Source organism: Paenibacillus filicis (assembly GCF_038070315.1).
Classification (GTDB): Bacteria; Bacillota; Bacilli; order Paenibacillales; family NBRC-103111; genus Paenibacillus_G; species Paenibacillus_G filicis.
Window position 1 is genome coordinate 435,494 of record NZ_JBBPCC010000001.1, and the last position, 15,704, is coordinate 451,197.

Annotated in this window: 14 protein-coding genes and 1 riboswitch; of the genes, 9 read left to right on the forward strand and 5 right to left on the reverse strand. The window is 52.0% G+C overall.

Translation table 11 applies throughout. The features are described from left to right. Together WMW72_RS02025 and WMW72_RS02030 are read right to left on the reverse strand one after the other, a co-directional pair. On the reverse strand, window positions 1–1,674 hold the full coding sequence (locus WMW72_RS02025; protein WP_341413731.1) for a methyl-accepting chemotaxis protein: 1,674 nt from the start codon (window positions 1,672–1,674) through the stop codon (window positions 1–3). A 67-nt stretch (window positions 1,675–1,741) separates the two neighbouring features. Further along, entirely contained in the window at window positions 1,742–3,412 is a 1,671-nt protein-coding gene (locus tag WMW72_RS02030; protein ID WP_341413732.1) for a pyridoxal phosphate-dependent decarboxylase family protein, read from the reverse strand. A 90-nt stretch (window positions 3,413–3,502) separates the two neighbouring features. Beyond that, window positions 3,503–3,587: riboswitch (cyclic di-GMP riboswitch) on the reverse strand. 357 nt (window positions 3,588–3,944) lie between these two features. Here WMW72_RS02030 and WMW72_RS02035 point away from each other — a divergent pair. Genes WMW72_RS02035 through WMW72_RS02070 form a run of 8 tightly spaced genes read left to right on the forward strand, consistent with a single transcriptional unit; the run spans window position 3,945 to window position 11,672 of the window. Further along, the gene (locus tag WMW72_RS02035) at window positions 3,945–4,781 is read left to right on the forward strand and encodes a carbon-nitrogen hydrolase family protein (protein WP_341413733.1); all 837 of its coding nucleotides are present in this window, start codon (window positions 3,945–3,947) and stop codon (window positions 4,779–4,781) included. Next, window positions 4,774–5,382 carry an RraA family protein gene (locus WMW72_RS02040; protein ID WP_341413734.1) on the forward strand — a complete coding sequence of 203 codons (609 nt, stop codon included), beginning with the start codon at window positions 4,774–4,776 and terminating at the stop codon, window positions 5,380–5,382. The genes WMW72_RS02035 and WMW72_RS02040 overlap by 8 nt, the downstream gene beginning before the upstream one ends. 60 nt (window positions 5,383–5,442) lie before the next feature. Beyond that, a complete protein-coding gene (locus WMW72_RS02045; RefSeq protein ID WP_341413735.1) occupies window positions 5,443–7,020 on the forward strand; it encodes an ABC transporter substrate-binding protein in 1,578 nt (525 codons plus the stop codon). A 42-nt stretch (window positions 7,021–7,062) separates the two neighbouring features. Further along, window positions 7,063–7,995 (forward strand): ABC transporter permease, encoded by a 933-nt coding sequence (locus WMW72_RS02050; RefSeq protein ID WP_341413736.1) that lies wholly within the window; start codon window positions 7,063–7,065, stop codon window positions 7,993–7,995. Between the two features lie 3 nt (window positions 7,996–7,998). After that, entirely contained in the window at window positions 7,999–8,904 is a 906-nt protein-coding gene (gene nikC / locus WMW72_RS02055) for a nickel transporter permease (protein ID WP_341413737.1), read from the forward strand. A gap of 16 nt (window positions 8,905–8,920) precedes the next feature. Further along, window positions 8,921–9,916 (forward strand): ABC transporter ATP-binding protein, encoded by a 996-nt coding sequence (locus WMW72_RS02060; protein ID WP_341413738.1) that lies wholly within the window; start codon window positions 8,921–8,923, stop codon window positions 9,914–9,916. After that, entirely contained in the window at window positions 9,897–10,862 is a 966-nt protein-coding gene (locus tag WMW72_RS02065; protein WP_341413739.1) for an ABC transporter ATP-binding protein, read from the forward strand. Before WMW72_RS02060 ends, WMW72_RS02065 begins: the two co-directional genes overlap by 20 nt. Before the next feature lie 36 nt (window positions 10,863–10,898). Continuing rightward, window positions 10,899–11,672 carry a creatininase family protein gene (locus WMW72_RS02070; protein WP_341413740.1) on the forward strand — a complete coding sequence of 258 codons (774 nt, stop codon included), beginning with the start codon at window positions 10,899–10,901 and terminating at the stop codon, window positions 11,670–11,672. Between the two features lie 76 nt (window positions 11,673–11,748). Here WMW72_RS02070 and WMW72_RS02075 read toward each other — a convergent pair whose 3' ends face one another. Together WMW72_RS02075 and WMW72_RS02080 are read right to left on the reverse strand one after the other, a co-directional pair. Next, window positions 11,749–12,909, reverse strand: coding sequence for a hypothetical protein (locus tag WMW72_RS02075; RefSeq protein WP_341413741.1), 1,161 nt, complete (start codon window positions 12,907–12,909; stop codon window positions 11,749–11,751). Continuing rightward, the gene (locus WMW72_RS02080) at window positions 12,902–13,429 is read right to left on the reverse strand and encodes an RNA polymerase sigma factor (RefSeq protein WP_341413742.1); all 528 of its coding nucleotides are present in this window, start codon (window positions 13,427–13,429) and stop codon (window positions 12,902–12,904) included. Before WMW72_RS02080 ends, WMW72_RS02075 begins: the two co-directional genes overlap by 8 nt. Before the next feature lie 202 nt (window positions 13,430–13,631). On the opposite strand from WMW72_RS02080, the gene WMW72_RS02085 reads away from it, so the two are divergent. Then, a complete protein-coding gene (locus tag WMW72_RS02085; RefSeq protein ID WP_341413743.1) occupies window positions 13,632–14,285 on the forward strand; it encodes a hypothetical protein in 654 nt (217 codons plus the stop codon). A gap of 234 nt (window positions 14,286–14,519) precedes the next feature. On the opposite strand, the gene WMW72_RS02090 is transcribed toward WMW72_RS02085, so the two are convergent. Beyond that, window positions 14,520–15,569, reverse strand: coding sequence for a Cfr family 23S rRNA (adenine(2503)-C(8))-methyltransferase (locus WMW72_RS02090; protein WP_341413744.1), 1,050 nt, complete (start codon window positions 15,567–15,569; stop codon window positions 14,520–14,522). Window positions 15,570–15,704: the final 135 nt, after the last annotated feature.

Here is a 15,704-nt window from a genome sequence, read left to right on the forward strand (position 1 = left end):
TTAATCCAAAACCTTAAACTTCTGAACGGAGCTCTGCAGCTCAATGGCCATATCGGACATGTTGCGTATAGCCGTGGTGATCTCCTGCATGGTCGCGCTTTGTTCTTGGATGGCGGCAGCCACTTCCTCGTACCCGGCCGATTGCTCCTGTGTGACGCCCGAAATTTTTTGCATCGAATTGGTAATCGTTTCGAACGATCTATCGGCTTTGACGAGCGCGGTCTGCAGATGATCCATCCGGCTGGAGAAAGCGGAAATGCCATTGAAAATAACCTTGAAATTCTCATACATTTCACTGATCCAGACTTGCCCCTGCTCCACCGCCTGGTAGCCCTCGGTGATGCTCTGCAGCACGAGCTCGCTATCGCTTTGTGTGCCGGAGATGAGCTCGGTGATCGAGCTTGTAGCTCTCGTCGACTGCTCGGCCAGCTTCTTGACTTCGCCCGCCACTACGGCAAATCCCTTCCCCTGCTCGCCGACCCGCGCCGCTTCAATAGAAGCGTTCAACGCGAGCAAGTTCGTCTGCTGGGCAATCTCTGTAATGATATGAATAATTTCCCCGATCTCTTTGGAGCGGCTTCCGAGCTGCAGCGCTGCCTCCTGGGACTGCTTCATTTCTTGCTGAATGACGTTCATCTGATGCAGCGTCTTCTCCACCAATTGCTGTCCGTCTGCCGACTGCGTCCCGACAGTGTGTGCCATCTCCTGCATCTTCCTGACCTCGGTCGTGACCTCTGTCAAGTCCGCGTTCACCTCGATAATCGAGGAAGTGCTCTCAGAAATGGAGGAAACCACCTCGGCAACTCCTTCGTTCATACTGTTCATCGAGGCGGCAACCTGTTGGGAGCTTGAGCTCATCTCGTCCGAGGAGTGGTACAGTTGCTCACTTGTACTCGTGATGATCTGAGACGATGACGAGATTTGCCGGATCAGCGCCTCCAGATTTTGGCGCATATCGGCAAAAGCGTACGCCAGCTTGCCAATTTCGTCCGTTCGCCGGATCGAGACCTGCTCGGTCAAATCTCCAGCTGCGACCTTCTCCGTCGCCTTCATCAGGCGGATGACCGGTTTCGTCACACTGCGGCTGATGAAATAAGCCATCAGGCTGCCCACGGCCAATACAATCACCATGATCACGAAGGTCGTCCAGAACATGTCCTGCTTCGTTTTCGGTACGATGGAAGCATCAAGATCGATGCCCGCCAGACCTATATTTTGTCCTTTGCCGTCTTGGAGTGGCACGAAGATCGATTTATGAACGCCGTATTCATCTTGGTAAATCGTACTGAACATCTGTTTGTTATCCTGAATCGTGGCTTTCATCTCTGGCGAAAACGTATAATCCGAGCCATAATCATCATCCACGCCGGTTAAGATCAGGATCTGCTCTTTGCCTTGGGCTACTGTCAGGATATATACATTCTCCAGCGTATGATCGGTCTTGATTTGCTCCAGCTGCTTCTTGATCTTGGTATACGCCGGGTGGCTTTTACCCGTAATCTCATACGCGTGCTCTGGAATGGAAGTCAAATATTGCGAAACCGATTGGATCGATGTTGTGAGTCTTAAGTCGAATTGATCCTCCAGCTTGTCTGTCAGCTGTTTGCTGATCATAAATTCGGACACGGAAAAGACGGCGCAGATTAGCAGCACCAATAGTAGAATGCTGCTCATTATCTTCACCGAGATCCGCCCGCGAAACCTGTTCCCTATCGTAGTCTGACCTTGCTGTAGCAACTCATTACCTCCCGCTTGTCATAGGTGCTTGGGCATATTCTTCATAAACCTGTGCGATGTGTTCCTTCAAATACTCAACAATATCGTGAACATGCCTCGTCTCCGTATATGGAGAGATGACGAAAATCTTGGTCGCATATAAAGCAACAGGACCTCCATCCACGGTCGGCACCATCAGATGCTTCTTCGTATCGCCGAAAAAGATCCGGTCGCGTCCACGTCCCAGGATTTCAAACAACCGCTCGTTAAACCGGTTGTTTCTATCGATTTCCTGAAGAGTGCATCTCCCCGAAACTTCCGACTGAAAGCCTGGCCGACTATCCGGATAAATCCGGAATAGCGTAACGATCCCGGGATTGTCGGGATTCGCGATCTCGATCTGAGGAATTTGCCGGATCAGGGCTTCCCGGAACGCCAGATTCACCTCGACCAATTGAGCCAGCAGCCGCTGATAGCCTTGCATGCCGAACGCCAGCAGAGCGCTGTAGATGCTGATGGAGCTGGCCATACGCGAGCATTCCAGCGTGTATCCGGTATGATAGTCTCCATATCCCCGATGTCCGACATAAGGCGTTTCATCCGGATGCAAATCGACGAGCCTAAGGTCCGCGGCATCCTTAACCAGGAATAAGCTTGTCAAGTATGGAGTCTGCCCGAGCTTCTGAAAATCGAAGCAAAGCGAATCCGCATAATGCAAATGTCTCATCCTGCTCCCAATGGCATGCAGTGCCTGTGCCACATCGGGCTTCAGTTCCAGGGGATTGGCTTCAAAATCGTAGTCGTTAAAGAACGCAAAGAATCCGCCCAGCGCGGAATCCGCATGAATATGCGGTCGGCGCAACCCGTACCTGAGCGCTACTTCCGCAGAAGCCGCGTAGATGTGCTCCACATCGTCTATGCCCATCGCATCCGTCGTTCCTGTCGTCGCCACGATGTAAACCGGGATGCCGCCCCGTGCGATGACCTCCTCCATTTTGCGGCGCAAATCGTTCACATCCATGGAGCTATCGGTTGTCGTACGGACCTTGATCAGGTTGTCGCTGCCAATCCCGCACGCTTCCATCGATTTGAACAAGCTGTAATGGGCCGAGTCGGAGCAGAACGCATACAAGTGATCAGGAACGCCTTTGCGTAAAGCATCGGGAGCAACTTTAGCTATCGCAAGCCGCAAGCCTGAGAATACGGCCCCTTGCCCGCCCCAGGTCGTGTAGCCCCCGCTTTTCAGTGCATCGTACCCGATGAGCTTGGACATCATGCTGATGACTTTCACTTCCGCTTCAGCTCCGGCAGGCCCGTACACGTCCCATAGATTATTTCCGTTTACCATAAATGCCGCAATCATGCCCAGAATTCCGGGGGTGCTCGCCATCGGCAATATATTCGTCAAAAAATATTTCGTGTGATACGGGTGGTTATGCAGCAATTTCAAAAGCTCGGTATTGACTTGCTCCAAAGGTATGCTATCCGCTGGAATCGAGCTGCTTCGAATGAGATCATTGTAGAAGTTTCCGGCTCGTGATTTATCTCCTTTCAAATTAACTCCGTCGGGATTTTTGAGTTCATCCACCCCTTTGATAATTTGTTCGATCAGCTCCAGAAGCATGTGGCGCCCCTGCGGGTTGCCATCCTCACTTGGGAATAACTGCTGTACAGTCGCAAGACTTCTCTCTGTCATGGCTCTCTCTCCTCTCTATTAGTCACGGTCTACCCGAATAATAAAAAAAGGTGAACATGGGACGGAATGCCCACACTTCACCAATTACGACCATGCAACTGGCTGACTTATCCTGGGGGATGAAGTCCCTATAGCTTTGCGTCCCTATCTTTCAATAGGTTTGCCTGACTATTTAGTTTGCAAGAGAACTATATTTCGGCAAAAAATGACAAATTGCCGCTTTCCAAGTTCGAGATAAAGTATATTATATTCCCAGAAAGAAGGCAACATAATTTACCATAAATTTAACTACCTGTATAATTAGTATTTTTGTACTGCTTGGATCGAGCTTACACCAGGAAACCCAGTCAAACCTGCTGCTGAATAAGAAATGCTTTAAATTAAAGTTTTCTATCAATTGATTGAATTTATCTATTTTACCGTTTATTGACTATTTCAAAGCGGCAGTGTTACTATTACGACATTAATCCCTATATTTCGCATAGAATTAATTATATTTATTCGTAGAGGGATTAAATAGGGAGGAAGCATCATGTCATTTCAACTAGTTATGGCCCAGCTAGGGTCGACGGACGACAAGCAGGTTAACCTGAACAAGGCGGAACAAGCACTAAGTGAAGCTGTGGGGGTCCATCACGCGGATATTGTCGTTTTTCCCGAGGTTTTTATGAGCTATTTTGCCGTAGGGACGCCACGAGAGGTCAAGCTGCAGGACGCGGAGAAACTGGACGGCCTTTTTGTAACGGGCATGAGGGAGTTGTCCAGGAAATACGGCGTTTGGACGATTTTCGGGATGAGAGAGCCCTCCGAGGATCCACAGGATGACCGAGTTTATAATTCTGTAGTCATTGTGGATGCGGCCGGAGAGATTGTGAGCACATATCGGAAGACGCATCTATACGATGCATTCGGGGCCAAGGAATCTGTCAGTATTAAGCCTGGAGATTCATTGTTCCACCCAGTTAAGACACCATTCGGCACGATCGGGCTGCTGGTCTGCTATGAGCTGCGATTTCCGGAGATATCCCGCTACCAAGCGGTACATGGAGCCGATGTAATCATCGTGCCATCTGGCTGGGTCCGGGGTCCGCTCAAAGAAAAGCATTGGCTCCATCTGGTGACCACCCGAGCGCTGGAGAACACCGCTTTCGTCGTCGCGTGCAACCAGGTCAATGATTTCTATATTGGACAAAGTCTTATTGTAGACCCGATGGGCGTGGCTGTGGCGCAAGGGGATGAAACGGAGTCCTTGATTCCTTACCGCATCGACCTGGACCGGGTGCAGGAAGTTCGGACGAAGCTTCCGTCCCACGTGCACTTGAGACCCGAACTATACCATGCGAAGGTTGGGAGCGAGACTCATGTTTAACGTTCAACCGAGAGTAGAAGGCGTCACACAGCCATTGCTGGACTTGTACCGCGAGATTAGCCCGTCCACGATCGGACATCTGACTGACTTCGGATTTGTCAAAGGGCTGCAGCCGTTGGCAAGACCCCTCCGCATCCTAGGTAATGCTCTGACGGTACGCATTCCTCATATCGATTCGACGGCTATACGTCATGCTTTAGAGCTTGCCCAGCCTCATGATGTGATCGTCGTGGATATGTCCGGGGATGAAGATCGGGCTTGCTGGGGTGAGTTTATCACCTACGCAGCGATAAGCAAGCAGGTTGCCGGCGCTGTGATTTCGGGCTGCGTAACGGATGTTCGCGCCATTGAGAAGGTCGGATTTCCGGTATTTGCGAAGGGAATCAGCGCATTAACGACCCGTTCTCTGCAGCTGGAGGGGGAAGTGAACACGACGGTTAGCATCGGCGGGGTAAGCATTCATCCCGGTGATTTGATCGTGGGCGATGATGATGGGATATTCGTCATTAACCCAAGAGATGCCCATGACATCGGGAGCGTGGCGCTGGACAAACAGGCCAAAGAAGCTATCCGCAGGAAGGAATTGGGCTACGACCTATAACCAGATTGAAGTAAACCTAATCACGCTACTGTGTTGTACATAGACAAGGGAGGATTTCATATGAATAGAAAACTTCGATGGAGCATGGCCGGCCAGATCGCGCTCGCCATGTCCTTGCTTTTATCCGCCTGCAGCTCTCCAAATGCCGCATCCACTCCTTCGTCGTCTCCCGCTTCAGGGAAAGCGGCAGAGGCCGTGAAGGCCAAGCCTCTGACCATTGCTTTGACCGGAGATGCAACAAGCCTGGATCCGCAGAATGCTTCGGATTCCATTTCCTCTCTGGTGACGTATCAAATCTTTGACCGGCTCGTTACGTTTAACGACAAGCTGGACATCGTTCCCCAATTAGCGGAAAGCTGGACCCATTCCAAGGACGGCAAGGAATGGACGTTCCAGCTGCGCAAAGGAGTGAAGTTTCAGGATGGTACACCGCTGAATGCCGAAGCCGTCAAGACCAGCTTTGAGCGCGTTGCGGATAAAAGCAAAAAACTGTCCCAATATACGCTCGTAGGACAGTTCATCGACAGCATAACGACCAATGGCGAATCGGAAGTCGTCTTTCATCTGAAGGCTCCGCAAGCCGCTTTGTTAAATAATCTTGCCGTGTCCCCCAGCGGCATCCTGAGTCCCAAATCCATTAAAGAAAATGAAGCGGGAATCTCCAAAAACCCGGTAGGCACCGGTCCTTTCCAATTGAAAGCATGGACGCCAGGGAATGAGCTCGTGCTTGAACCGAACCCGCATTATTGGGGGGATAAGCAGCAGGTAAGCTCGGTTACGTTCCGGACGGTTCCCGAGAATTCGGCGCGCGTCATTATGCTAGAATCCGGAGAAGCCGATGTCATCGAGAAGGTTCCGAATTCTGAGGTCGCAAGACTGGAAAAAAACAGCTCGCTGACGGTCCATTCCAGACTGACCAATCGTGTATTGTATATCGGAATTAACACGACCAATGCTCCGTTTAACGATGTCAAGGTTCGCAAGGCGTTAAATGCAGCGATCGATCGGGATACGTTGATCAATAAGCTGTATGAGGGACGCGTCAAGCCGGCAACTTCCTTCATCGCTCAACATACATTCGGCTATAGCAACGTGGGCCAATATACGTTTAGTCCGGAGCAAGCCAATCAATGGCTGCAGGAGGCCGGTGTGAAGCCAGGCACGCCGCTGCGCATTATTTTGGCAGGCAACACCGTTCAAGACCGGCCTGCCGCAGAATTTGTTCAGAACAGTCTGCAAAAGATAGGCTTCAAGGCCGAACTGAAGGTGCTTGAATTAGGCGCTTATCTCGAAGCTCTCAAAGATCCTAAAAATTATGATTTATTCGTAAGGGGAGCCTCCTCCACAACAGGGGATGCGGATACTTTGCTTCGGGACAGCTTCTTCTCGACCAGTACTTCCAATTATGCTCACTACACGAATCCGGAGGTAGACAAACTGCTGAAGGAAAGCGGAGAACAGGTCAACAAAGAAGAACGGCAAAAACTATACGCCACTGTGCAAAAAATCGTCAAGGAAGACGCTCCGTGGATTCCTCTGCATGAAGATTTGGCATATGTCGGATTATCCAAGAAAGTCCAAGGCATTACCTTCCTTCCGACGCTCTTCTGGGATTTGCGCAATGTGAAGGTTCAGTAAGCACGGAGCTGGCGGGATTCGGGACCAAGGAGGTGGCGCAGCTTGTATAGTTACATAGGAAAACGGATCCTGCAGATCATTCCAACCTTGCTGGGGGTTTCTATCTTTTGCTTTACCCTGATTCATCTGATCCCCGGCGACCCTGCCCATCTGATCGCCGGGATGGATGCAAGTCCGGGTGAGGTTGACATCGTCAGAGAACGGCTGGGGCTTGATATGCCCCTGTATGAGCAATATTGGAACTATCTGTCCCACCTGCTTCGGGGAGATTTGGGGATTTCGTTAAAAACGGAACGACCTGTGCTTCAAGAAATTATGACGAGATTCCCCAGTACGATCCAACTGACGGTGATGTCCACTATAGTGACCATCATCATCGGATTATTGGCCGGTATCGTGGCGGTCACTAAACCCAACGGAGGCAGGGACCACGCAGCCATGCTGTTCTCGCTAATCGGTATATCGATGCCCGTGTTTTGGCTGGGTATTATTCTTATTCTTGTTTTCTCGTATTATTTCCCGATTCTTCCATCCGGCGGCAGCAGCCAATTTAAGCATTTTATTCTCCCGTCTCTCGTGCTCGGTGTCTCGTCCTCCGCCGTGCTGGCCCGGCTTACCCGATCCAGTATGCTCGAGGTGATCCATCAGGATTATATCCGGACCGCACGAGCCAAGGGAGTCAAGGAACGGCTCGTGATTTACAAGCATGTGCTTAAAAATGCGCTTGTCCCGATCATTACCGTGATCGGGCTTGAATTCGGAAGCTTGCTCGGAGGGGCTGTCTTAACCGAGACGGTATTCTCCATGAATGGACTGGGCCGGTACATCATTCAATCTATTCAATTTCGGGATTACTCGGCCGTACAAGGTAGCGTTCTGTTTGTAGCTTCGATCTTTGTCGTGATTAACTTGATCGTTGATTTATGCTATGCGGCTGTAGATCCTACCATCCGCTATGAACGGAAAGGGGCGTAGCTCATGCAAGAGCCTCAGATCGCAGCCCCCTCCGCTCCCCGTTCCGAGGATAGGCCTCTCCTATCGGGACGCCCGGGATGGATGAAGGCAGCAGGCCGGCTGCGCCAAAATAAAAAAGCGATGGTCGGCTTCTGGATGGTGTCCGTATTCATCCTGGTCGCGGTATTCGCCAAGTGGATCGCCCCTTACGATCCGTTGGAGCAAAACATGGACATGCTCTTGAAGCCGCCTTCGTTCCACTATCTATTAGGCACGGACGAATACGGACGTGATATCCTGTCGCGTATGATGTACGGCGCGCAGATCTCGCTCATGATCGGTATTGTCGGCATGCTGGTCTCTCTGATCCTGGGCATGGCACTCGGTACGATTTCCGGCTATTTCGGCGGTGCGGCGGACATGATTATCATGCGGATTATGGATATTCTCATGGCATTCCCAGGTTTTTTGCTGGCGCTCGCCATTGTGAGCGTATTAGGACCCGGCATGACGAATTTGATGATCGCCATCGGTATTTTCTCCGTGCCTTCCTTTGCCCGCATCTGCCGCAGCTCCGTCCTATCGCTGAATCAAAAGGAGTTTATCGAGGCAGCCAAATCCATGGGCTCCGGCCATATGCGCATTATTTTCAATCATGTGCTGCCGAACAGCCTGGCTCCGATGATTGTGCTGTCCTCCTTGCGCATCGCCACTGCGATCCTCTCGGCATCGGGTCTAAGCTTTCTCGGCATGGGCGCTCAGCCCCCCACTCCCGAATGGGGCATGATGCTCAACACGGGAAGGGAATTTCTGCGATCTGCGCCTCATATCAGCCTGATCCCCGGATTAGCGATTATGTACGTTGTCCTGGGGTTCAATCTGCTTGGCGATGGTCTGCGGGATGCGCTTGATCCGAAAATGAAGCTCTAACGAGGAGGAAGTGCTTTTGGCACGTAAGCTGCTTGAACTGGAAGGCGTCAAAACGTACTTTTACACCGAGCATGGCACCGTTCCCGCCGTGGATGGGATCGATTTGGTTATTCATGAGGGAGAAACCGTAGGCATCGTCGGGGAGTCCGGATCAGGCAAAAGCGTGACCTCCCTGACGGCGATGAGGCTGACATCCGGAAAAATCGTTGAGGGCAAGATTACCTTTGACGATAAGGATATCTTGTCTTTGTCCGACAAGCAGATGCGTGAAATCCGGGGCAACGAGATGGCGATGATTTTCCAGGAGCCGATGAGTTCGCTGAATCCGGTATTTACGATCGGGGAGCAAATCGGCGAGGCGGTCAGGATTCATATGAAATACAGCAGGTCCCGTGCCCGAGAACGAGCCGTTGACATGCTGAAGCTGGTCGGTATCCCGCGCGCGGAACAAATCGTGGATGAGTACCCCCACCGCTTGTCCGGCGGGATGCGGCAGAGGGTAATGATCGCCATGGCTATGGCCTGCAATCCCAAGCTGCTGATCGCGGACGAACCGACAACCGCGCTGGATGTGACGATTCAAGCGCAAATCTTGGATTTGATGAGAACCATCAGGGAAAGCCACGGAACTTCTATTCTACTGATTACGCATGATCTGGGCGTTGTCGCCGAGATGTGTGATCGCGTAGTCGTGATGTATGGCGGGAAAGTGGTCGAAGCCTGCGACGTCCAGACCTTGTTTGCGAGTGCCAGGCACCCGTACACGCAAGGATTAATCCGGTCTATGCCGACACTCGAGACGGATGAACGGCGGTTATACTCGATCAAGGGAAGCGTACCGGCCCCGGGCAGCCTGAAGCAAGGCTGCAGCTTCGCCCCTCGCTGCGAGTATGCGACGGATCTATGCAGGACCACGATGCCTGAGCTTGAGCCCCTCGCACCGGACCATAGCGTCAGATGCTGGCTTACGGTCCCCGGCAAGGAGGATAACCATGAAGCAGCCCTTACTTGAGGTTAGAAATTTAAAAAAATATTTTCCGATCCGAAAAGGGATTCTCAACCGAACAACAGGCTATGTCAAAGCGGTGGACGGATTGAACTTCTCCATTTACCCAGGCGAAACGCTCGGCTTGGTCGGTGAAAGCGGCTGCGGCAAATCGACCACAGGAAGGACGATGCTCCAGCTGCTGAAGCCGACCGAGGGCGAGGTGCTTTACGAAGGTCGCAATCTCGTCGGTCTGCCCTTTGGCGAGCTGCGGCAAATCCGCAAAGACATGCAGATGGTATTCCAGGATCCCTTTGCTTCCCTGGACCCTCGTTTTACAGTCGGGCAGTTGGTCTCCGAACCGCTGGACATCCACCGGGTTCTCCAACGGAAGGCCAAGACAAGGCGTGTGGAAGAATTGCTGGAGGTTGTGGGACTGAGTGGACATTATGCGAACCGGTACGGGCATGAGTTCAGCGGAGGGCAGCGCCAGCGTATTGGGATTGCCCGGGCTTTGGCGCTTAATCCCAAGCTCATTGTAGCCGACGAACCGGTTTCGGCATTGGATGTTTCTATCCAGTCCCAGATCATTAACCTGATGCAGGATTTGCAGGAGCAATTTCAATTAACGTATTTGTTTATCGCGCATGACCTGAGTGTCGTCAAGCATATCAGCACCCGTGTCGGAGTCATGTACCTCGGGCGGATTGTAGAGCTGGGAGCTAAGCGGGATTTGTTCGATGCTCCGAAGCATCCCTACACACAGGCTCTCCTGTCGGCTGCGCCTCAGCCGAATCCGCTCCTGCGAAAAGAGCGCATCGTGCTGCAGGGAGATGTGCCCAATCCGGCCGACCCGCCTTCCGGCTGCGCGTTTCATCCACGGTGCCAGGCCTGTATGAGCATCTGCCGAACCGAGCAACCGGCGCTCAAGGAAGTCGATGGCCGGTATATCGCTTGCCATCTATACCCTTAGAACAACCAGTCCACTACCCCAAGGAGGAGTGAAATCATGGCCACAACCAGACGGTTAAAAGAAATGAGCTGGACGACGTTCGTCGAGCATAAGAAACATACGGACCTGGTCATTATCCCGACCGGCGCTATTGAAGTTTACGGCCCTCATCTGCCTCTCGGTTCAGATACGCTGCTGGCCGAAAAATTGGCCGAGCTGGTGGCTGAACGTGTCGGGGGCATCGTAGGACCGACGCTGGAGGCCGGCGATTCCACCGTGCTCAGTGAGTTTCCGGGCACGATCACCATACGGCCGGAAAGCTTCAAGGCTTATCTGGGAGATGTGCTCGACAGTCTTGTGAAGTGGGGCTTTACCCAAGTTCTGTTTATTAACGGACATGCCGGCAATGTCCCCTTGATTAATCAGGTGGTTAACCCTTATCGAAATGTCAGCGACCTCCGGTTCGCTCAGATCGATGGCTGGCGATTGGTCAAATCGCAGGAAGATCAGATCCTGGAGCCCGGACCTTGGACGCATGGGCATGCAGGCGAGGCAGGGACCTCCGTGTTGCTACATCTATACCCTCACCTGGTCGATGAGTCTCAGGTGAAGGATGAAGTACCCGACCATGCAGATCTCTTCCCGGAAATCATCAAGTATGACCGGCTTTCGAGCAAGACCCAGTCCGGTGTCATTGGCTATCCCTCCCGGGCGACACGCGACAAAGGCGAGGCGCTTGTACAAAAATCAGTGGACAAAATCGTCAGTTTTCTTCATGAAACCTGGGAGATCGCCCCTCTTCAACTGAAAAAGGAAGGCTCTAACGCGTAATCTGACTCCGGCCTGAAAAAACCGGCAAAAGCGGTATCGCTTTTGCCGGTTCGTGTTTTCTCCGCTTGATTTTCGATTATTCTGCCGGCAGCTCGACAATTCTGCCGGTAATCACCCCCTCAGTATCCCTGGAGAATTGAAGCGCCCAGTAGCGGCGACCGTTCCCGCTAAAGTGAACGGCATCCGAAAAACCAGTCTGTCCCTCCGAAAACAACTCGCTGATCGTGAGATTAACCTTCCAATCGTTATACGCATACTCAAATCTGCCTTGACCAACTTTGGTTACTTCTTTGACGGAATCCGGGATGACCGTGCCGGACGAAATTTTATTCCGCAGCTCTTCCATTTCGTTCCTCAATTGCTGTTCAGGATCTTCAGCAGAGGCAGCCAGAGCCGCATTTTTTTCCGTCGAGGGCTCCTTCAGCAGCTGCTGCAGATACGCTTCGGCCTTCGCATGGTCGGCCTTTGTCATGTCCAAGGGAAGGTCGAAGAGAAGCGCCACTCCTCCCTTGTAATCCGGCCTCAGGGTAATGTCCCCTGTATGTTCATCATAAGCAAATGCCTCCCGATCAAAGAAGCTGCCGCCGCTGCTGACAGCCAGGTACACCCCTCTGTCGGCGAACATTTCCATGCCGTCGCATTCAATCAGCCTGTACATGATGCCGTCCACGACCATCTCGCTGTAACCGCCATGCATCGTCATGATGTTTACCTGCCACGGCTTCTGGCCTCTAATCAGAGGTGAGACGAAGAAAGGCTCCTTCCCGTACTCAGGATCACTCGTAAGGGGCATGAAGCTTCCATCCTGTCTGGCGATCGATACGACGGCATAGGTTTTCTCAGGATGAATGTCGTGTGCTCCCCCGTCCCAATCGCGAAGTCCCGCTCCCGAGACGATCCCGTGCAAGGTGATGCGGTAATCGCCTGATGCGACGGATTGATTGATTTCGATGGCTTCGCTGCTTGCGAACGCTTGGGCCAGTGCCTTCTCTCCCAAGTGCTCGGCCACCTGCTTGGAAGTAAATAGCTGCGCAGCCGCGAAGGCTGTTATCGACATGACTAGCGTGCATAGGGCAACCAGCAAGCCTGCAGATATTTTCTTTCTCCTTCTGGAAACTCGCTTCAATGGATTTCCCTCCTTATACCGCTGGAGAATGCTGTGGTTCAAGGCTTCCTCAGGCTCCTCTGCCGATAGAGCTTGCGTGAGCGCCCGATCCCATTTCTCGGAATCATTCATAGGACTCCACCTCCAATATTTGTTTCATGGACTTTCGCGCTTGATGAAGTCTGCTTTTAACGGTACCTGACGGAATGTTCAAGGTGGACGCGATCTCATCGACGGACATTTCTGCGGTGTAATACATGTAGAGCGGAATCTTCAGCTTGTCGTTCAGCTTGTCTGCAGCAGCTTGGATCACATCGCGAAGCTCTCGAGACAGCACGACTTCCTCTGGCGTTGCCTCTCCTTCAGACTTACAGATCTTGTGTACGTCCTCATTGAGCTCAGCGGTAGGCGCAATTCTCTGCCTCCAGGCGAATTTCCGGCGGTTGTTGTTGCGTAAGCGGATCGCGATGGAAATCAGAAATCCCCTCGGATTATGATTCACGTCTAATTTGTGCAACACTTCCATCGCAGTTAGAAACGTTTCCTGATAAAGATCATCCGTATCCGCCTTATTTCTCGTAAGCTTGCTGCAAAATCCGTAGATCGCTCGGCCATGCAGCTTGATGAGCTCGTCTAACTCTTCAATATCCAAGTAGCTACTCCTTTCCAAATGGCCATTCACCTCTATATTGTCATAACCTGGCGAGAGGTTCACTAGATGGGTAGGCCTCGTAACAATTAGGGAACCTTTAAGCTTAGATTCAGGCCATCTTAAGTTTACCGCCTTACACTGTTGTTGCCCTTTGTACCATACGATGAAAAGAAAGGGTAGAAGGAATTCAGGAGGATGGAAGATGAATTACACAAAAATCGGAGCAGCCGGCGTCCTGCTCACTCTCTTGTTGAGCGGCTGTGGCACACAGGCGGCCACTCAGGATACCCCCAAGTCAAACGGAGCAACCCAAGGAGCTGCCGCACAAGCGGATTCCGCCGGACAGAACAAACCGGACAGGCCTCAGATGAATGAGCAGCAGCGGGAAATGATGACAACCTTCCAGTCGCTTATCCGAATGGATAAAACGGATGGACTCGCCATCACAAAGGAAGAAGCCCAGCCGATGCTGGCCGTGGTCCAGGATAGCATCACTAAGGGTGAGCTGACCAGCGACGCCCACGCGAAGCTAACCGAGAAGCTGACGGCAGATCAGAAAAAATACTTGGACGACAGCGCGGCCAAAATGAAAGAGCAAATGGACAAACTGAAGCAAGACGGCAACAGCGGCGGCCCGAGACCAGGCGGCCAGCGCCAGCAAGGGCAGGCTCAAGGCGATGCGAATGCAGCCAAGCCTCATTCTACCGATGCCAATGCCGGTAACGGCGCCAGCGGACAGCAGGACAAGGGCGGCCAAGACCGTGGCCAACGCGGCGGCGGCAACGGCGGTGGATTCACCGGCGGCAAAAATCCGAGCGAACAGCTGGTCGAGCTGCTGCAAGCCAAGCTGAAATAGTACGCTAATATGCCATACATAACCGGAACCTGTATGGCTTGCTAGTCCAGCAATCGAGCAGGACGGGGATACAAGCTCCGTCCTCTCACACTAATGTACATAACTTCGCTTCCTAGACATGCAAAGAGGCTGCCTCTTTGTTTAGAGACAGCCCCCAATGAATCCCACCCAAACTGCCGCCTATCATGGTTCATTAAATAATTGGCGTCAAGCCCAGCCGTCCCATCGGATAAACTAGGCGTTGTCGGGTGATGCATCCGAGCCATAGAGCTGACCGCAAGCTGCATCGATCTCGGAGCCGAATTGAGTTCTGACCGTAACCTGGATTCCCTTGGACTTTAGCAGTTGAACGAACATCCGGACATGATGACGATCAGATTGTCTGTAGCTTCGGGGCGTCGCTTCGGTCCAATTATAAGGGATTAAGTTCACATGGTAGAGATGCTCCCACGATCCTCTCCCACGCAATAAATGAGCAACAGCTTCCGCATGCCCGGCCGTATCGTTGATCCCCCTGAGCAGGATATAAGCGATGTACACCTTTCTCCCTGTTTGCTGGATATGTGAGTCCAGTGCTCTCATCACTTCCTGCAGCGGGAAGTGGTCATTAATAGGCATTAACTCGCTACGTTGGACATCGAAGGGCGAGTGCAGCGAGAAGGTTAGGTTCACTTGGGGGAAGTCCTTCGTCAATCTGTGTATGCCCGGCAGAATGCCTATGGTAGACACCGTAATTCTTCGGTGGCCTAAGCCAAATAGCTGCGGGTCCGTCAGGATGTCCAGCGCATCGAATAGGTGAGGATTAGCAAGTGCCTCTCCCATCCCCATGAAAGAAACACTGTCCAGGGCATGGCCGCTCAAGTGAAAATGCAGCAACTGGTCCGTTATTTCATCGGCCGACAGATTTCTCTTCAAGCCGATGGTGCCGGTCGCACAAAATCGGCAGCCAAATCCGCAGCCGCACTGAGACGATATGCAGTATGACTCCCACCCGCCTTTGTAGCTTAACCTCACCGCCTCTATACGCTCGCCATCTGCTAACGCAAACAAAATCTTGCTGACTTGCTCTGATGTCTGCTCTACGACCGGGGTAACGCTGGATAGTTGAGGCCCAAGCTCACGGCTCAATTCGTCACGTAATCGTGCAGGCAGCATCGTCATCTGTTCAAATTCACCGATCTTGTGCTTAAACACCGCGTTTGTGATTTGAGCATATCTATAACCCGGCTGCTTCAGGCTCAATAAGATTTGCTGAATCTTTTCATACTTCGATTTTGATTTCATGAATACTCCCTCTAGCACGGAGAAAAACGTAAAAACACCCATTTACCGGAGCTTTTGCGTTTTACTTGATCCAAACTATAGGAGGGATCACACAAAGCCATGAGACAGCTTCGCTAGGTGTCTCTGTATATAGAA